Source organism: Streptomyces sp. NBC_00887, assembly GCF_045207585.1.
The window spans coordinates 2,621,340-2,640,046 of the sequence record NZ_CP108788.1; the positions used below are offsets into that span (position 1 = coordinate 2,621,340).

Below are 18,707 nucleotides of genomic sequence, written 5' to 3' on the forward strand. Positions count from 1 at the left end.
GCTGTCTCCTTGTGTCCGACGGGCAAAGTGCCCCTCGGACACCATGTTCCGCGCCCGCCCCGCATAAGGCCAGTGGCTGAAACGCCTAAGGGCGTACAGTTTCGGACATGCGAAACGTGGTGATGGCCCTCACCGAGGGCAGCATGCTCTTCGAGGCCGCCGCGGCCTGCGAGGTCTTCGGCACGGACCACTCCGACCTGGCCCGCCCGTGGTACTCCTTCACCGTCTGCGGGGCCGACGGGGCACGGGTCGGGAGCTGGTTCCGGGCCGAGACCGCCCACGGGCTGGAGGCCCTGGGCGACGCGCACACCGTGGTCGTCCCGGCGTGGCGTGGCGTGGACATGGACCCGCCGGGGGATCTGGTCGACGCCGTCCGTGCCGCCCACGCGGCGGGGGCTCGGATCGTGTCCCTGTGCACCGGCGCTTTCGTCCTGGCCGCGGCCGGACTCCTGGACGGACGCCGCGCCACCACGCACTGGGCCCATACGGACGTGCTCGCCGCGCGGTATCCGCACGTCAGGGTCGATGCCGGGGTGCTCTTCACCGATGAGGGCAACGTCCTCACCTCGGCGGGGAAGGCCGCCGGCATGGACCTGTGTCTGCACATCGTCCGTTCCGACTACGGGGCGACGGTGGCCAACGCGCTCGCCAGACACCTCGTCACCCCGCCCCATCGGGACGGCGGCCAGGCGCAGTTCATTCCCGCGCCGGTGACGCACGGCCGCGACCACCCGCTCGCCGACCTGCTTCCCTGGGCGCTCGCCCGGCTCGACCAGCCGCTCACGGTGGAGGACCTGGCCCGGCAGGCGGGGATGAGCAGCCGCAACCTGGCCCGGCACTTCCACGCGGTCACCGGAACGGCGCCGTTGCGGTGGCTGCTCAGTCAGCGCGTGCGCCAGGCACAGGAGTTGCTGGAGTCGAGCGACGCCGGCATCGAGCGGATCGCGGTGTGGACGGGCATGGGGACGGCCGCAACTCTGCGGCGGCACTTCACTCGCGTCACGGGGCTGCCGCCCGAGGCGTACCGGCGGGCCTTCGGCTCCCCGGGGCCCCGCCGGTCGGGCTGAACAGCAGTCGGTTCAGGCGCTGTTGTCCGCGAAGGCGCCGGTGCCGGCGAAGGTCGCGGCGGCGAAGCGCTCGCCCATGCGACGGTGCGACGCGGCGTCCGGGTGGAGCTGGTCGGGCAGCGGCAGTTCGGCGAAGTCCGCCTCGCCGTAGAGCTCGCGGCCGTCGAGGTAGTGCAGGTTGGGGTCATCGGCGGCCCTCGCGGTGGTGATGCGGACGAGTTCCCGCCGGATGATGTCGAGCGTCAGGCGGGTGGAGTCCCCGGGGTCGCCCATGGCGAGGAAACTCAGCTTCCCTTCCCCGATGTTGCTGAAGTCCGGGGCGGCCGGTCCGGGAGTGTCTTCGTGGATCGGGCAGAGGATGGGCGACACGACCAGCAACGGCGCGGCCGGGTGCCCCTCCCGGATGGTGTCGAGGAAGCCGTGCACCGCCGGGCCGAAGGCACGCAGGCGCATCAGGTCGGCGTTGACGAGATTGATGCCGATCTTGACGCTGATCAGGTCTGCGGGGGTGTCCCGCATGGTCCGCGCGGTGAACGGGTCGAGCAGCGCGCTGCCGGCCAGGCCCAGATTGATCAGTTCCACGCCGCCGAGGGACGCGGCGAGTGCGGGCCAGGTGCTGGTGGGGCCCGCGGCATCGGATCCGTGACTGATCGAACTGCCGTGGTGCAGCCACACCTTGCGGCCCCGGTCCGGTGCGGGCTCGATGGGGGCGTCGGTGCGCAGCGCGACCAGTTCGGTGGTCTCGTTGTGCGGCAGCCAGATCTCGACGTCCTTGTCGCCGTCGGGCAGATCGGCGAAACGGAGGGTGCCTGCCCTGCCGGGCTCGCGCACGACCGAACCGGTGGTCATGTCGATGATCAGGGTGTTGCCACCGGCCACACCGGCCCGGCCGGCCAGGCGGCCGTCGACGAGCAGGTCGTACATGCCGTCCGGGCGGGGCGGAGCACCCACGTAGACGCGCTTCGTCGGCAGGGTGTCCAGTTCGACGGCGGTCGCCCGGGTGCGGAACACCAGCCGTACGCCGGAGGGCTGGGCCTCCGCCATCATCAGTTGCCCGTCGGCGCACTGGGCGCGGGCCCAGGCGGGAAGCCGGTGCGGCAGAAGGCCCTGCGCGGTGTGTTCCAGATCGAGGGCCCCGCGGATGATGTCAGCGGTGAGGGGCGTGGTGATCCAGTTGGGCTCGGTGTCCATGTCTCAGCCTGTTGATCGAAGTGCTCGGGTGCGTCGGGGCAGGGAGCCTCAGGGTGCGGGCCAGTTCCGCAACAGGGCGTCGAGGGCGTCCATCATCCGGGTCCAGGTCTCCTGGGTGTCCGGGGCGCTGTGGCTGAAGCCTCCCCCCATCTCCAGGCTGACGTAGCCGTGGAAGAAGCTGCCCAGCAGCCGGACCGCGTGGGTCTGGTCGGGTTCCTCCAGGTCGTAGCCCCGGAGGATCGCGCGTGTCATCTGCGCGTGCCTGCTGCCGGCACTGGCGGCCGCCGCCTCCGGATCGAGCCTCAGCTGGGCCGCGGCGTACCGGCCGGGGTGCTCGTGGGCGTAGTCGCGGTAGACGTTCGCGAGGGCGGCCAGGGCGTCCTTGCCGGCCCGTCCCGCCAGGGCTGCGGCGCCACGGTCGGCGAGCTCCTCCAGGGCGAGCAGCGCGATCCTGGTCCTGAGGTCCTGGGAGTTCTTGAGGTGCGAGTACAGACTCGCGACCTTGACATCGAACTGCCGGGCGAGCGCGGAGACGGTCACCTGCTCGAAGCCGACCTCGTCGGCCAGTTCCGCCCCGGCCCGGGTCAGGCGTTCCGCGTTCAGCCCTGCGCGCACCATGCGTTTCCTCCCGTTGGGCAGAATCCATGATGCATTTACCTAATACCTTTAGGCAAATCAGGTAGGTGCCTACCGGCCGGTGGATCATGTTCTGGTCATACGCCCGTGCATGAGGGGTGGAGAGCGCTCGCAGGCCGCCCTCCGGAGAACCAAGGACGGCCCGAGGCCGATGGTCACTGCGGCCGGCGCAGCCCCGCGACGAGGAGTGCGACCAGTCGGCGGGCGTCGTAGCGGGGATCGCGGTCCGCCCCGATGCAGAGGTTCCCGACACCGCGCATGAGCGCGTAGGCCTCCAGATCGGACCGCACCTCGCCAGCCGCGGCCGCGGCGTCGAGCAGTCGGGTGCACACGGGCACGAGGCGGTCGAGGAAGTACGCGTGCAGCGTGTCGAACCCGGCGTCGTCGGACTGCAGTACGGCAGCGAGCCCGTGCTTCGTCACCAGAAAATCGACGAAGAGGTCGATCCATTGCCCCAGTGCGGCGTGCGGACTCCCGGCGGCCTCCAGGAGGGCCGGGCCGGCCTCGGCACAAGCGTCGACCTGGTGTCGGTAGACGGCGATGATGAGGTCAGCCCGCGTCGGGAAGTGGCGGTAGATCGTACCCATCCCGACCCCGGCCCTGGCCGCGATGTCACGTACCGGCGCCTCCACCCCTGACGCGACGAACACCGCGGCGGCCGCGTCGAGCAGAGTCTCCTCGTTGCGCCGGGCGTCCGCCCGCTTGGACCGGGCCGCGCGCCCGGGCCCCTCGTCGTCGTCCTTCACCGCGCCACTCCGTCCACTGTCGGGCTTGCCAAAGCGGAACGCCGTTCCGTATCGTTAACGGAGCAAGGTTCCGCTTACTCATCATGTCAGAGCAGCGGCCCGGCAACCAATCCGCGCTGCTGCCGCGCTCCCCCGCCATGGAGGAAAACGATCATGCAATACCGCACCTTGGGTCGTACCGGCGTACAGGTCAGCTCCCTCACGCTCGGCGCGATGAACTTCGGCAGGATCGGGCGCACCACCCAGGACGAGGCCACCGCTGTCGTCGATGCCGCACTCGAAGGCGGGATCAACGTCATCGACACCGCCGACATGTACAGCGACGGCGAGTCGGAGGAGATGGTCGGCAAAGCCATCGCCGGCCGCCGCGACGACATCGTGCTGGCCACGAAGGCGAACATGCCGATGGGCGACGAACGCAACCACCAGGGCAGTTCGCGGCGCTGGTTGGTCACCGAGCTGGACAACAGCCTGCGCCGTCTCGGTGTCGATCACGTCGACCTCTACCAGATCCACCGGTGGGACCCGCGCACCGGTGACGAGGAGACGCTGTCGGCGCTGACCGACCTGCAGCGCGCGGGAAAGATCCGCTACTTCGGCTCCTCGACCTTCCCCGCCTACCGCCTCGTACAGGCCCAGTGGGCCGCCCGCGAGTTCCACCTCGGCCGTTACGTCACCGAACAGCCCAGCTACTCGATCCTGCAGCGCGGCATCGAGACCCACGTACTGCCCGTGACCGAGCAGTACGGACTCGGTGTGCTGGTGTGGAGCCCGTTGGCCTCCGGCTGGCTGTCGGGTGCGGTGCGCGAGGGCCGGGAGATCACCACCAGCCGCTCCACGGTCATGCCTGAACGCTTCGACACCACCATCCCCTCCAACCGGGCCAGGCTCGATGCCGTCGAGCGGTTGGCCGGACTCGCCGAGGAGGCCGGCCTGACCATGATTCAGCTCGCGCTCGGTTTCGTGACCGCGCATCCGGCGGTGACCAGTGCGATCATCGGCCCCCGCACGCTGGACCACCTGCACGCGCAACTCGCCGCCGCTGACACCGTGCTCTCCGCCGACGTCCTCGATGCGATCGACGCGATCGTCGCTCCCGGTGTCGATCTCGCCGCGCACGAGAAGTTCGACACCCCGCCCGCGCTCCTCGACCCGTCGCTGCGGCGCCGTTGATCGTCCGAGGGCCTTCCACCCGTTCGTCCGGTACCCCTCGGGAACGGGCCGACATCGCTAGCCTGCTCACATGCCCGACGACACCGACCGCCCACCACGCGACGACAGGCCCGAGGAGTCCCGGCGGGTACACCTGGGCGGGATCTTCGACGAGGACGCGGAGCTGTACGACCGGGCCAGGCCCGGATATCCGCCGGAGCTGTACGACGGCCTCGCGGAACTCGCCGGTGCCCGCCCCGGCAGCCGCGTGCTCGAGGTGGGCTGCGGGACCGGCCAGGCGACGGTGCCACTGGCCGGGCGCGGCTGTCGGATCACGGCTGTCGAGGCGGGCGCGCGCATGGCCGCGGTCGCCCGCCGCAATCTGGCCGGGGCCGCTTCGGTGGAGGTGGTGACTGCCCGGTTCGAGAGCTGGCCGCTGCCGCCGGAGCCGTTCGACGCGGTCGTCTCGGCGACGGCGTTCCACTGGATCGACCCCGCGGTACGGGTGACCAAGGCCGCAGACGCGCTGCGTCCGGGCGGCGCGCTCGCCGTGGTGCGCAGCCAGCATGTGCGGGGCGGCACCGAGGACTTCTTCGTCGACGTCCAACGCTACGAGCGCTTCGACCCCCGGACGCCCCCCGGGCTGAGGCTTCCCGCTGCCGCCGACATCGACGGGTCGGACCACGCGAGGGAGGTGGAGCGAAGCGGCCGGTTCGGCCCCACGGCCTTCCGGCGCTACGAGCAGGACCTCACTTACACCACATCGGACTATGTGTTGCGGACCTACTCCGGCCACCGAGATCTTCCGGAGGCAGCCAGGAACGGGCTGCTCGGGTGCATCGCGGATCTGGTCGAGGGACGGTACGACGGCCGGGTGACGAAGCGTCATCTCATCGACATGGGGGTGTCCCACAGACGATGACGGCCCCGGTCACCACCCGCCGCCCACCGCGGCGTGCTCCGAACCCACTCATTCTTCAGTCTGGAGAGCCCTGTTGAACACGTCACCGGTGAACTCCGCGGTGGACCAGCCGCACCGTATGGACCCGGCAGGCGGCTGCCCGCACGCGGCAAACGCCCGACTCCTTGCCCAGGGTCCCGTCACTCCGGTGACCCTTCCGGGCGGGGTGGAGGGCATGGCGGTCCTGGGGCATGACGCGCTCAAGGAGTTCCTGTCGCACCCCGATGTCGCCAAGAACGCCCAGCACTTCGCGGCGCTCCAAGCCGGTGAGATCGCCGACGGCTGGCCGCTGAAGACGTTCGCCACGGTGCAGGGGATGACCACCGCCGACGGCGCCGATCACCGGCGCCTGAGGTCTCTGGTGAGCAGGGCGTTCACCACCCGCCGCGTCGAGGAGATGCGCCCGCGCGTCGAGGCGTTGACTGCTTCTCTCCTGGACGACCTCGAAGGGGCGGCCGCCGGTGACGGTGTCGCCGATCTGCGTACGCACTTCGCGTTGCCGTTGCCGATGGGTGTCATCTGTGAACTGCTGGGCGTGGACGCCGGACATCATGACCGGCTGCACCACCTGTCCAACCAGGTCGTCGCCACGGACATCGGCCCCGCGCAGGCGATAGCGGCCAACCGGGAGATGGTCGAGGTGCTGGCAGCGGTGGCCGCCGCCCGGACGGAGGATCCGGGGGACGATCTCACCAGCGCGCTGATCGCGGCCCGTGAGGAGGACGGTGACCGGCTCGGCCCGCTCGAGCTGATCGGCACCCTGATGCTCATGATCATCGCCGGGCACGAGACGACGCTCAATCTGATCACCAATGCCGTACGGGCCCTGTGCACCCACCGGGATCAGCTCGCCCTGGTCCGGGCGGGCCGGGCGACGTGGTCGGACGTGGTCGAGGAGACGCTGCGCTGGGACAGTCCGGTCAGCTACTTCCCGTTCCGCTACCCGATCCGCGACCTGTCGCTCGGCGGCACCGTGATACCCAGGGGGACGCCGGTGCTGGCCGGTTACTCCGCGGCGGGCCGCGACACCCAGGCCCACGGGCCGGACGCCGCACGCTTCGACGTCACCCGCGACGGCGAGGCCCGGCACCTCTCGCTGGGCCATGGCGCGCACTACTGCATGGGCGCACCCCTGGCCCGGATGGAGAGCACGGTCGCACTCGAGCAGCTGTTCTCGCGCTTCCCCGACCTCGATCTCGCCGTCCCCGAGCCCGAACTGCCGCGACACGCGTCCTTCGTGGGCAACAGCGTGCGGACGCTGCCGGTGCGGCTGCACGGCTGAGGCGGGGCCGCCCGAGCCTCAGGGACGGGTCTTCAGGAGTGGGAGGCACCCCGGCAGTGGCGGGCGTGGGCGAGCAGGGCCTCCACCTGGACCCCGACCTCCGCGGCGTCGCGCACCGGGGCCGGGAAGAGGAGTCGGGCGTCGCGGTGGCCCTGGGCGTACTCGTAGCGGAGGGTGAAACCGTACCGGTCCATGGCGTACGGGCGGACGTCGACCACTCCCCGGCGCACCGCGGGGGCGGCCAGGCGGGCGAGCCTGGCCACCACGTCGTGGTGCTCGTCGTCCAGATGGCCCAGCATGGCCGCCTCCTGGAGCGCGAGGGCGTCCGGCTCCGCACGGAACACCTCGTCGATCCCCACGGGTTCGACGCGCCCGTGCCACTGGATGCCGACGCGCGCCGGGTCCAGATCCAGGACCAGGACGTTCCCGTGTCCCCGGTCCGACCTCGTCAGCCAGCCCGACAGCGTGACCCGGGCGCGGATCCGGTCCCGTGCCCGGACGGGCGCGACGTCACTGAACTCCACGAGCGCGCCCAGCGCGTTGTGCGGAGCACACACCATCTCGGCGGTGAGCGGCGTGTCTTCGGGCACGCGGAGCGTGAGCCGCCCGTGCTCGACCGTGTGCATGGCGATGAGGTCGTAGGACGCGCCGGCGGTGGTCAGGCCGAGCGAGCCCGCGGCGGCGATGACAGAGCGGATCCGCTCCGCGTGGGACAGCTCGGCGGTGCGGGCAGGGGCGGCTGCCATATCGTCTCCTTAGGTTAGGCTTGCCTAAGTTAACATCCTCCGGGGCTCCGCGTCCCCGACCCGCCGACAAATCGGAAGCCCGGCGGTGGGTGCATGAGGAAGTCGCGGTGGGAGATGTTCCAGGCGTACGCGCCTGCCAGCGCGAAGACCACCCGGTCCCCCGCCCTGAGCCCGGCCGCCTCCAGCCCTCGGGCGAGTACGTCCTTCGGCGTGCAGAGCTGACCGGAGACTGTCACCCGGCCGCCCTCCGCCGCCGGGCGCGGCCATGGGTGGGGCCACGGCTCGACGGGCACCACCTCCGCCGGCTGGTCGTGTCCCTTGGCAGCCGGCGTCCGCAAGTGATGGGTGCCGCCGCGGACCACGGCCACGTCCTCCCCGTGGCTGCGTTTCACGTCCAGTACGTCGGTCACGTACCAGCCGCAGTAAGCGGTCAGGGCACGGCCGGGCTCGACGCGCAGGCGCACGCCGGGGCGACGCCGGCCCAGGGCGCCCAGGCCCGCGCCGTAGGCGGCCCAGTCGAAGCGATCGGCGGGGCGGGTGTAGTCCACGGCCATACCGCCGCCCACGACGACTTCCGGAAGCGCCGTCCCGTGGTGGCGTGCCAGACCGGACGCCGCGTCCACGATCGCCTCCGCCACCCGCAGCAGGGCGTCGGCAGGCAGACCGCTGGCCAGGTGCGCGTGGAATCCGGCCGCTTCGAGCCCGGGGCAGTCGTCGCCGGTGAGCAGGCGCAGCGCTTCCGATGCCTCTTCGGTCCCCATGCCGAAGGGTGTGGGCCGCCCTCCCATCGTGAGTGCGCTGCCCTTCAGCGTCCCGTCGGGAACGGCCGGGTTGATGCGGAGCAGCACCCGGGTGGGAGAGCGGCCCGGCACGGGGGAACGGGCGGCGAGCGCCCGGAGCATCCGCACCTCGTGGAGGCTTTCGGCGTGCACGCGCTCCACCCCGGCGGCCAGTGCGGCAGCGAGTTCGTCGGGGGTCTTGCCCGGGCCGGAGAAGGCGAGGGGCTGCCCCGGCACGGCAGTACGGACATGGGCGAGTTCGCCGCCGGAGGACACCTCGAAGCCGTCGGTCCACGGGGCGAGGGTGGCGAGGACCTCCGGTTCGGGGTTGGCCTTCGCCGCGTAGTACAGCTCCACTGTTCGCGGCAGGGCTGCGCGCACAGCCGCTGCGTGGAGATCCAAGGCCGTCAGGTCATACACGTAGCAGGGAAGTTCACCGGGTTCGAGGGCGCGGGCCTCGGCCCGTACGGCGGGGTTGAGCAGGGAGGCGGGCAACGGTGATCCGTTCGTCGTCGGCGGGCCGGGCTGCTGATCGGCCGGAGCGGCACGGGGTCAGGGGGCGTGGGGCCCGCCGGAAGGTCGCGGGGCCAGCGGGGACGACAGGCGGACGTATCCCGCGTCGCGGTCCGACGAGCGGCGCCAGCGTGTGAGCAGATTCGCCTTGGCGGGCAGCGGTGCCCCCGCCAGGAGGGCCCTCAGCTGGGCCGGGCGGCCGAGGGAGTCGGCGCTCTGTTCCAGTGTGGTGCGCACCTGCCGCCAGAGCGCGGGTTCGGTCTCGGGGTGCAGGTCGGCGACAGCGGCGAGGAGTTCGGCGAGGTGGTTGACGAACAGGCAGTAGACGACCCGGTCCCAGCCGCGCCGGCGGTCGTACGTGAGGGGACCGGCGACCTCGCGGGGAAGCCTGCGCAGCGCCGCGGCGTGGTGGTCGGGCAGGAGTTTGGTGCCTTCGAGGTCGCGGAAGAGAACCCGCTCCGGGAAGCCGTCGCGGCCGACGCAGACGACGACGTTCTGGAGGTGCGGTTCGAGTACCACGCCGTGGCGGAAGTACGCGGTCAGGACGGGCGGGACGAGCAGGGCGGTGTAGCGGCGCCACCACTCGGCGGCCTCGTCGGGTCCGGCGCCGGCCAGGAGTTCGGAGACCCGGCCGGGGCCGAGCGGGTACTCGTCGGCAACGGCCGCGGCCAGCAGTGGGGTTGTGCCCGTCGGGGTGTGGCGGGCGAGGCCCTCCCGGACGATCACACCGAAGCCTTCGAGCAGGGTGCGGTCGGGGCGGCCGTCCGCACCGGGCAGGGCGAGGGAGCGGTAGGCGGGCTCGCGGAGCACGGCGGCGGCGGGGTGGCGCCGGGCGAGGTCGGCGAGGACGGGGGCGAGCAGCCGGGTCAGGGCGACGGCACCGGTGAGCTCGTACGAGGCGTTCTTCCGGAGGCAGTTGGTGATGCGCACGTCCAGGCTGAACTTCAGGAAGGCGTGCCCGTCGTGGACCGTGCGCACGGAGGCGGTGGGGGTGACGGGTGCCCCTGCCGGACCGAGGTCGAGCACGTCCTTCCGGGCGAGGGCGGCCAGCAGGGCGGGGTGGCCGCCCAGCAGTCGGAACTGCCAGGGGTGCGCGGGCAGCAGCCGGTATCCGGGCGGTGCCTCTCCCGCCCGGTCGAGGGCCGCCGCTCCCCCGGGCTCGGCGGTCTCCTCGGCGAGGAACCGCTCCCGGACGGCGAGCAGCCGCAGCGGGAAGCGGGCACCTTCCTCCGGGGCGTACGCGGTCCAGGCGTCGGGGTCTCCGCCGTGCGCCTTGGGCGTGGGGTGGAAGCGGTGGCCGAGGAGCAGGGACTGCTCGGAGGCGAGGTAGGCGGCGAGCGGATCCTGCCGGGCCACTGCGTCCCCGGGGGCGGAGGCGGTGGCCCGGCGGGCGAGGGCGCTGGCGACCGCGAGGTGGCTGGCGGACACCTGAGCCAGGAACTCGTCGTTCTCCGTGCCGGTGCGCAGGGAGAGTTCGGCGTGCACCAGTTCGGCGAGCCGCTGCCATCCGATCGCCGTCCATGCGCCGCCCGGCAGGCCCTCCCGGATGCTCACGGGGCCGGTGAAGCGGTGGGCGCCGAGGAGGGAGGCGCGGCGTACGCCGACCCGCAGAAGGGTGTCGTGGCGTGGCAGGCGCAGGACGAGTCGGCCGTCTGCGAGGGTACGGTCCTGCGGCGCGGTCGCCTCACGCAGAAGGCAGTTGAGGAGGGTGTGGCCGACCGCTTCGTCGGCGGTGGGCTGGTGTACCGGTGTGCGGGCCTGGCTGCGGGGCGTGGTGGTGCTGGGCATCGGTGTTCATGCCTTCCGCAAAAGGTAGTTGGGGCCGGTGGTGTAGTGCTTGTTGATGTCGGCGGCGCCGGACCGGGCCTTGGTGAGCAGGGTGCCGGCCGTCACCATGGCCTTCACGGGCAGCTCGGGTGCGTCGAGGACGCGGGCGCGCAGCACGGCCGCGGCGCCGGGCCTGGTGGCGGCGGTCCGGTCGATCGCCTCCGAGAGCCGGTCGCGTATCAGCCCGAGGAGCCGGTCGAGGGGCGCGGTGCCGTGTGCGGCGAGGCCGAAGGCCAGGGAGCCCGCGCACAGGTGGACGGTGATGGTGGTGAACAGGTCGGCGACGGGCGCGTCCTTCGTGCCGCAGATCCGCCCGTCGGCGAAGCCGAGGCTCTTGGCGGTGGGCTCCGCGCACCCCCATGCCTCGGCGAGCCGCCGGGTGTGGACGCGCGGACCGTCGTTGTCCTTGAGGAGCAGCCGGGGCCCGTCCGTTCCGCCGCCGAGCACGAGGGAGACGTTCTGCTGGTGGGACTCCAGGGCGATGCCGTGGCCGAAGAGGGTCGTCTGCCAGTCCAGCAGCAGGGTCAGGACGGCGTCGGCGAGGGCGACCGGGTCGCCACCGTGGAAGCGGTCGGCCAGGTGCTCGATGACCGGGCGCCCGTCGGGGGCGGGTGCCGGCAGTGCGGCGAGCGGGAGGACGGCGGCGTCGTCGAGTCCGGCCGGCTGGGTGCGGCGGAGTACGGCGAGGAGTTCGTGCCCGGCGTGGGCGTAGCTGGTCTCGTCGGCGAGCAGGACGCGCCCCACGAAGCGGGGTTCTCGGCGCAGTACGCCCTCCAGCAGGCGCTGCCCGGCGGCACCGTCGCGCAGTGAACCAGGGGTGACGGTACGCCGGTTGAGCAGCCCCAGGGTGGCGGTGGCGAGAGGGAGTTTGAGGTGGGTGTCGGGCCGGCCCGCGAGCGCGACGGTCCGCATGGACAGGGTCGGGACGGCGTCGAGCAGGGGCCGCTCGGCGAGGACCGCGTACCCGGCGAGACCGGCCCCGGCCAGGGCCTCGCGAAGGCGGCCGTCGGCGGTGAGGGGGTGGACGGGCAGCAGGACGTGCCCCTCGTGGTGGCCGGCGGGCAGTTCCAGCTCGGCGGGCGTGGGCCAGCCGTCGTGCAGGGGTACACCTCCGGTCTCCGAGTCGGTGTGCGGGGCCGGGACCACGCCGGACCTGGTTCCGGGGGCCAGGGTGACCCGCCCGGCGGGCAACGACAGCCAGCGGAGCGCGAAGCGGGGATGGAACTCGGGTGCGTACGCCCGCAGTTCCCGCTCCCCCAGACCCTTCCTGCCCCGCGATACGGGGTGCACGGGGTGGTCGGTCCGGGCGGCGAGGGTGTCGTGGGCGAGGGCTCCGGTGTGGCCGCGCCAGTGGGCCGGGTGAGGCCCGTGACGGTCCGTCAGTCGGGCGAGGACCGGGTCCTGGGTCGCGGCGTGCAGTCGGCGGGCCGCCAGGTCGCTGCGGCACTCCTCGGCGAAGGCCGCGTAGCCGGGCGCGTCCTCCGGCGCGGCGAGCCGGGCCAGAGCGGCGAGCACCTCGTCGGCGGTGGCCAGGTCGGTGCCGTCCGGCTCCTGGCGCAGGAGGGGCAGCCGGGCGCCCCAGGTCCCCTGGAAGCCGTCCTCCCGCACGGGGAGGAGCAGGGCGCGGCCGGGACCGGTGGCGAGCCGCAGCCAGGGGCCGTCGGCGCGGTGGAGGAGGATGGTACGGGTGCGCAGCCCGGCCACGTCCTCGCGCAGCAGGGCACCGAGAACGCGCAGCAGCTGGTGGGCTGCGGCCGGGGGTTCGGCGTCACCGGACCGGGCCGCCCCCGATTCGCCGGAGGTGCGGGGCCGGTCGGCGGTCACGGAGTGATCTCCCACCGCTGGGCGGCGAGGAACGCGTCCGCGGCGTTGTCCACGGAGTCCTGGTCGGGGCCGATGGTCCGCAGGATGCCGAGGTAGTCGCGGTTGGTGCGGTGCAGCGGGTGGCGCTCGCCGGTCAGGCGGACGGGCCGGTAGGTCAGGCGTACGCCTCCCTCCGCCCGGTCGACCGCGCCGGGCGCCGAGGTGAGGACCCCTGCCCGGTCGGCGCACGGGGAGTCGATCCGGGCGGCCCGCTCCGTGCGGGCGCCGAGGCCCTCCGGCAGGGCCTCACCCAGATGGGTCGCCAGGATGTGATCGAAGAGCGGAATGTCGAGCAGTTCGGCGAGAAGCAGGTCGCCGTGGTCGCCGATGGCTCGGTAGTTCACCTCGATGATGCGCGCCCGGCCCTCGTGGACGACGAACTCCGTGTGACAGGAGCCGAATCCCACACCGAGCAGCGCGAGCTGTTCCACGATCTGATCGCGTACGGGGGCAGGGTGGTCGGGTAGATAGGTCAACCGCTCTTCGATGAAGTGGGGCGGAGGCGAGAGACGGGTGTGGAATCCGCCGAGGACGTGCAGGCGCCGGCCGTCACCCAGGGTCTCCAGGGTGTACAGCTCGCCGGGCAGGAACTCCTCGACGACCAGGGCGGCGTCCGGCCGGCGTGCACGGATCTCCGCGCACAGTCGTAGGAGTTCGGCGGGGTCCTCGGCGCGTACGACATCCTCGCTGGCGACGCCGTCGCGCGGTTTCACGACGCAGGGATACACCACTCCCCCCGCCTCGACGCACGCGGCCGGCGACTGTCCGGGGAGGATCTCGACGGAACGGACGGATTCGGCCCCGGCAGCGGCGAGGTGGCGGCGCATCAGGGCCTTGTCCTTGGTGCGCAGCGCGGCCCGCCAGCTCTTGCCGGGCAGGCCGAAGAACTCGGCTGCGAGCGCGCCCTGGGTCTGGAGGTGGTCACTGTTGGTGAAGACGGCGGCGGGCTGCCCGTGCCGGGAGATGTGTGTGATCACCGCGCGGTGGTCGCGGACGTCGCAGAAGGCGACATCCACGTCCGGCCCGAGGGCACCGGGTGGCCCGTACGCCTCCGGCTGGTCGGTCAGCAGTGTCACGGACAGGCCGAGCCGCCCGGCAGCCGGCAGGAAGCCGCTGGTGACCGAATCGGTCGGATTGAGGGCAAGCAGGTACGTCTGCATGGGCGGTCACTTCCGGCGCGCGGGTACGACGAGAAACGAAAGGGAGCTTAGGTTAGGCAAACCTACTTCTGCCAACTGGTCGACACGCGCGAGGGGTTCGTCGACCTGCGGCTCGATCGGTAGTAAGGTGAGCCTCCCCTAAGTCACTCGCTCCGCCGGGGCTGCCGCCCTTCTCGCGGATCGCCCCTGCGCATATGCGCACCCCCTCTAGGAGCCTTCCGTGATCCTCGCCCCGGCACCGGCGTCCCTCCGGCCCGCCGAGAGCGCCTCCGCCCTCCTCGCCTCCACCTACCGCCGCCTCACCGCTCTCTGTCCGGGGCTGGACGCGGAGGTCGCGGGGCCGGGTGCGCCGGCCGGGCAGAGCTGGGTCGATGTCGCCGAACTGGCGCTCCGGCCCGGATTGCTGGATACCTTCCTCGAGATGGAGGCCGCCCGGATCACGCAGCGCTACGACCACCGGGCGCGCCCCGACGTCGTGGCCTCCCGCCTGTTGCACGACTGCCTCTGGTCGTTGTGCCTGCTGCTCAGCGGGCCCTGGTACCTGGACCGCCGGGTTCCGCTGCCCCGGCCGGAGGATGTGCGGATCGGCCGGTGCGAGGACCGGTACCAGGTTGTGCCCGGTACGTTCGCCTGTCTGCCGGGCGACCCCGCCGAGGGGCTCCCAGGGGTGCGCCGGGTGTCCGACGAGGCTGCGCTCGGCGACGCGTTGCGGACGGCGGTCGCCGATCTGGTGCGCCCCCTGTGCGCGGCTCTGGGCCCCCGGGTGCGTCGCGGGCCCCGGGCGCTGTGGGGCATGGTCGAGGACGACCTCGTCTCGGGCATCTGGTACGTGGGACGCATGCTCGGCGAGGAGGAACGGGCGGTCGGCGCGGCCGGACGGCTGCTGCCGGGGCCCGTCTCTCCGTTCCCCGCCGGCGCCGGTTTCCGGGACCTGACGGGCGCGGACGGCAGGTCGTACCCGACGCGGGACCGGGCGGGCTGCTGCCTCTACTACACCATCCGTCCCGCGGAGGCGTGCGACACCTGCCCCCGCACCTGCGACGCCGAACGGCTGCGCCGCATCGAGGCGGAAGCGACCCCGGCCGCCGGGTGACACGGCGCGCATGACGGAAGGCCGGCCCGGGAACCTCGCCCGGGCCGGCCTTCCGTCATGAAGGAGCCGGTGTCAGCCGATCTCGATGAGCAGATCGCCCGCCTCGACCTGCTGGATCCGTCCGATCGCGAGACGCGCGACCGTACCCGCGCGCTGGGCCGTGATGGAGGCCTCCATCTTCATCGCCTCGATGGTGGCGACCGTCTGACCTGCCGACACCGCATCGCCCTCCGCCACCTGGAGCGTCACGACGCCCGCGAACGGCGCCGGGACATGCCCGTCGTTGCCCCGCTCGGCCTTCTCCGCGGCCTTGACCTCGGTGGCGACGGACGTGTCCCTCACCGCGACCGGTCGCAACTGGCCGTTGAGCGTGGCCATCACCGTACGGAAGCCGCGCTCATCGGCCTCCGAGATCGCCTCCAGCTCGATCAGCAGCGTGACACCGGCCCCCAGGGTGACCGTGTGCTCGGTGTCCGGCTCCAGACCGTAGAAGAAGTCCTGCGTGGGCAGTACGGACGTATCGCCGTAGGCCTCGCGGTGGGCGTCGAACTCCTTGGTCGGGCCGGGGAACAACAGCCGGTTCAGCGTCGCCTTCCGGTTCCGGCCGAGTCCCTCGCGGTCCTCCTCCGACAGGGTCACGGCCTCGGACTGCGCGGGGCGGCCCTGGAGTGCGCGCGTACGGAACGGCTCGGGCCAGCCGCCGGCCGGGTCGCCCAGCTCGCCGCGCAGGAATCCGACCACCGAGTCCGGTACGTCGAACTTGCCGGGGTCGGACTCGAAGTCGGCCGCACTGACCCCGGCTCCGACCAGGTGCAGGGCGAGGTCGCCCACCACCTTCGAGGAGGGGGTCACCTTGACCAGCCGGCCCAGCATCCGGTCGGCCGCCGCGTAGCAGTCCTCGATCAGCTCGAAGCGGTCGCCGAGGCCGAGCGCGATGGCCTGCTGACGCAGGTTCGACAGCTGCCCGCCGGGAATCTCGTGGTGGTAGACACGTCCGGTGGGCGAGGCCAGCCCTGACTCGAAGGGCGCGTAGACCTTGCGCACGGCTTCCCAGTACGGCTCGAGTCCGCCGACCGCGTCCAGCGAGAGCCCGGTCGCGCGCTCGGTGTGCTCGGTGGCCGCGACGAGCGCGGACAGCGACGGCTGACTCGTGGTGCCCGCCATCGAGGCGACGGCTGCGTCCACGGCGTCCACGCCCGCGTCGATCGCGGCGATCAGCGTGGCGAGCTGGCCGCCCGCGGTGTCGTGGGTGTGCAGGTGCACCGGAAGGTCGAAGCGCTCGCGCAGCGCGGTCACCAGGGTGCGGGCGGCGGGCGGGCGCAGCAGGCCGGCCATGTCCTTGATGGCCAGGACGTGCGCGCCGGCTTCGACGATCTCTTCCGCGAGTCGAAGGTAGTAGTCGAGCGTGTACAGCTTTTCGGCCGGGTTCGACAGGTCCGCGGTGTAGCAGAGGGCGACCTCGGCGAGCGCGGTGCCGGTGGACCGTACGGCGTCGATGGCGGGACGCATCTGCGAGACGTCGTTGAGGGCGTCGAAGATCCGGAAGATGTCCATGCCGGTGGCCGCCGCCTCGGCGACGAAGGCTTCGGTCACCTCGACGGGGTAGGGCGTGTAGCCGACGGTGTTGCGCCCGCGCAGCAGCATCTGCGTACAGATGTTGGGCACCGCCTCCCGCAGGGCCGCGAGCCGCTCCCAGGGATCCTCCGCGAGGAAGCGCAGGGCCACGTCATAGGTGGCGCCGCCCCAGCACTCCAGGCTCAACAGCTCCGGGGCGGTGTGGGCGACGTGCGGGGCGACGGCCAGCAGGTCGCGCGTCCTCACCCGGGTGGCCAGCAGGGACTGGTGGGCGTCGCGGAAGGTCGTGTCCGTCACCGCGACGGCCCGCTGCGCACGCAGCTCCGCAGCGAACGCCTCCGGCCCGAGTGCCGCGAGGCGCTGCCGTGATCCGTCGCGGAACGGTGTGCCCGGGGAGACCGACGGGAGCTTGAGGGCGGGGTCGATGACCTGGGGCCGCGGGCCGTGGGGACGGTTGACGGTCGTCTCGGCGAGGTACGTGAGCATGCGGCTTCCGCGGTCCGCCGAGGGGCGCGCCCGGATCAGTTCGGGGTGCTCGGCGATGAAGCTCGTCGTGATGCGGCCCTCGCGGAAGCCGGGGTGGTCGAGCACGGCGCCCAGGAAGGGCAGGTTGGTGGCGACTCCGCGGATACGGAACTCGGCGATCGCGCGCCGCGCGCGGCGGGCGGCGTTGGCGAAGTCGTGGCCGTGGCAGGTCAGTTTGACCAGCATCGAGTCGAAGTGGGCGGACACTTCGGCACCGGTGTGGACGGTGCCGCCGTCGAGCCGCACCCCGGGGCCGCCCGGGGAACGGTACGCGGAGATGGTGCCGGTGTCGGGACGGAAGCCGTTGGCGGGGTCCTCGGTGGTAATACGGCACTGCATGGCGGTGCCGGTGAGCACGATGTCTTCCTGCGTCAGGCGCAGTTCCGGCAGTGACTTCCCCGCGGCGATCCGCAGCTGCCCGATCACCAGGTCCCGGCCGGTGACCTGCTCGGTGACCGTGTGCTCCACCTGGATGCGGGGGTTCATCTCGATGAAGACGTGGTTGCCGCGCTCGTCGACCAGGAACTCCACGGTGCCCGCGTTGACGTACCCGATGTGCTTGGCGAAGGCCACGGCGTCGGCGCAGATGCGCGCGCGCAGCTCGGGGTCGAGGTTCGGCGCGGGCGCGATCTCGACCACCTTCTGGTGGCGCCGCTGCAGCGAACAGTCCCGCTCGTACAGGTGGACGACGTTACCCTGGCCGTCGGCGAGGATCTGCACCTCGATGTGGCGCGGGTTGATGACGGCCTGCTCGAGGAAGACGGTGGCGTCACCGAACGCCGACTCCGCCTCGCGCATCGCCGCGTCGATCGACTCCCGCAGCTCGGCGGGCTCGGCGACACGCCGCATTCCCCGCCCGCCGCCGCCGGCGACGGCCTTGACGAACACCGGGAACCCGATGGAGTCGGACGCACCGACCAGCGTGTCCACGTCGGTCGACGGCTCCGACGACTTCAGGACGGGAACCCCGGCCTCGCGGGCGGCCGCCACCGCACGGGACTTGTTGCCGGTCAGGTGCAGAACGGAAGCCGGCGGTCCGACAAAGGTGATCCCGGCCTCGGCGCACGCGGCGGCGAGGTCGGGATTCTCCGACAGGAAGCCGTATCCGGGGTAGACCGCGTCGGCACCCGCCTTGCGCGCGGCCTTGATCACCTCGTCGACCGAGAGGTAGGCCCGCACCGGATGACCCTTTTCGCCGATCTGGTATGCCTCGTCGGCTTTGGCGCGGTGGAGCGAGTTGCGGTCCTCATGGGGGAACACGGCCACGGTGGAGATGCCGAGCTCGAACGCCGCACGGAACGCGCGGATCGCGATCTCGCCCCGGTTGGCGACCAATACCTTGCGGAACATCAATGTCCCCTGTCGTGTTGCGGGCACAGCGGCCCCAGGTGGCGATGTCATTCCGGCTGCCGGGATCGGCATCCGCTGTCCCCGTGGACGGTACCGATCAGTAGCGTTGACGTCGATCTCCCACCAGCGGGAGATAGCTCACGCAGGTGGGAGATACCTCACGCCGGCGGAATCGGGCGTCGGCACCGATGACGCGGTGTCCGGGGCCCGGAGCGTCCCGCGCGGCTCCGGCCACGTGCGC

At 72.2% G+C, this 18,707-nt stretch carries 14 protein-coding genes; 5 read left to right on the top strand and 9 right to left on the bottom strand.

Annotated features, from left to right (window positions below):
- The first annotated feature begins 107 nt into the window (after window positions 1-107).
- Entirely contained in the window at window positions 108-1,067 is a 960-nt protein-coding gene (locus tag OG844_RS12055; protein ID WP_406389883.1) for a helix-turn-helix domain-containing protein, read from the top strand.
- 12 nt (window positions 1,068-1,079) lie between these two features.
- On the opposite strand, the gene OG844_RS12060 is transcribed toward OG844_RS12055, so the two are convergent.
- The 3 genes from OG844_RS12060 to OG844_RS12070 all read right to left on the bottom strand — a co-directional run bounded on the left by OG844_RS12060 (window position 1,080) and on the right by OG844_RS12070 (window position 3,640).
- Complete coding sequence (locus OG844_RS12060; protein ID WP_406389884.1) at window positions 1,080-2,258, bottom strand: GDSL-type esterase/lipase family protein; 1,179 nt, start codon at window positions 2,256-2,258, stop codon at window positions 1,080-1,082.
- 48 nt (window positions 2,259-2,306) lie between these two features.
- A complete protein-coding gene (locus tag OG844_RS12065) occupies window positions 2,307-2,876 on the bottom strand; it encodes a TetR/AcrR family transcriptional regulator (protein WP_406389885.1) in 570 nt (189 codons plus the stop codon).
- 173 nt (window positions 2,877-3,049) lie between these two features.
- The gene (locus tag OG844_RS12070) at window positions 3,050-3,640 is read right to left on the bottom strand and encodes a TetR/AcrR family transcriptional regulator (RefSeq protein ID WP_406389886.1); all 591 of its coding nucleotides are present in this window, start codon (window positions 3,638-3,640) and stop codon (window positions 3,050-3,052) included.
- Window positions 3,641-3,793: 153 nt separating this feature from the next.
- On the opposite strand from OG844_RS12070, the gene OG844_RS12075 reads away from it, so the two are divergent.
- The 3 genes from OG844_RS12075 to OG844_RS12085 all read left to right on the top strand — a co-directional run bounded on the left by OG844_RS12075 (window position 3,794) and on the right by OG844_RS12085 (window position 7,035).
- Window positions 3,794-4,813 (top strand): aldo/keto reductase, encoded by a 1,020-nt coding sequence (locus OG844_RS12075; protein WP_406389887.1) that lies wholly within the window; start codon window positions 3,794-3,796, stop codon window positions 4,811-4,813.
- Window positions 4,814-4,883: 70 nt separating this feature from the next.
- Complete coding sequence (locus tag OG844_RS12080; RefSeq protein WP_406389888.1) at window positions 4,884-5,714, top strand: class I SAM-dependent methyltransferase; 831 nt, start codon at window positions 4,884-4,886, stop codon at window positions 5,712-5,714.
- A 118-nt stretch (window positions 5,715-5,832) separates the two neighbouring features.
- A complete protein-coding gene (locus tag OG844_RS12085) occupies window positions 5,833-7,035 on the top strand; it encodes a cytochrome P450 (protein ID WP_406396089.1) in 1,203 nt (400 codons plus the stop codon).
- 32 nt (window positions 7,036-7,067) lie between these two features.
- Here the strand turns inward: OG844_RS12085 and OG844_RS12090 are convergent, their stop codons facing one another.
- The 5 genes from OG844_RS12090 to OG844_RS12110 are packed head-to-tail and all read right to left on the bottom strand — an operon-like array spanning window position 7,068 to window position 13,923.
- On the bottom strand, window positions 7,068-7,781 hold the full coding sequence (locus OG844_RS12090) for a DUF2470 domain-containing protein (protein ID WP_406389889.1): 714 nt from the start codon (window positions 7,779-7,781) through the stop codon (window positions 7,068-7,070).
- A 29-nt stretch (window positions 7,782-7,810) separates the two neighbouring features.
- On the bottom strand, window positions 7,811-9,055 hold the full coding sequence (locus OG844_RS12095) for a type III PLP-dependent enzyme (protein WP_406389890.1): 1,245 nt from the start codon (window positions 9,053-9,055) through the stop codon (window positions 7,811-7,813).
- Between the two features lie 57 nt (window positions 9,056-9,112).
- Window positions 9,113-10,861 carry an IucA/IucC family protein gene (locus OG844_RS12100; protein WP_406389891.1) on the bottom strand — a complete coding sequence of 583 codons (1,749 nt, stop codon included), beginning with the start codon at window positions 10,859-10,861 and terminating at the stop codon, window positions 9,113-9,115.
- A gap of 6 nt (window positions 10,862-10,867) precedes the next feature.
- Complete coding sequence (locus OG844_RS12105) at window positions 10,868-12,724, bottom strand: IucA/IucC family protein (protein ID WP_406389892.1); 1,857 nt, start codon at window positions 12,722-12,724, stop codon at window positions 10,868-10,870.
- A complete protein-coding gene (locus OG844_RS12110; protein WP_406389893.1) occupies window positions 12,721-13,923 on the bottom strand; it encodes an acetyl-CoA carboxylase biotin carboxylase subunit family protein in 1,203 nt (400 codons plus the stop codon). The genes OG844_RS12105 and OG844_RS12110 overlap by 4 nt, the downstream gene beginning before the upstream one ends.
- Window positions 13,924-14,143: 220 nt before the next feature.
- On the opposite strand from OG844_RS12110, the gene OG844_RS12115 reads away from it, so the two are divergent.
- Complete coding sequence (locus tag OG844_RS12115; protein ID WP_406389894.1) at window positions 14,144-15,016, top strand: (2Fe-2S)-binding protein; 873 nt, start codon at window positions 14,144-14,146, stop codon at window positions 15,014-15,016.
- A gap of 72 nt (window positions 15,017-15,088) precedes the next feature.
- Here the strand turns inward: OG844_RS12115 and OG844_RS12120 are convergent, their stop codons facing one another.
- A complete protein-coding gene (locus OG844_RS12120; protein ID WP_406389895.1) occupies window positions 15,089-18,466 on the bottom strand; it encodes a pyruvate carboxylase in 3,378 nt (1,125 codons plus the stop codon).
- Window positions 18,467-18,707: the final 241 nt, after the last annotated feature.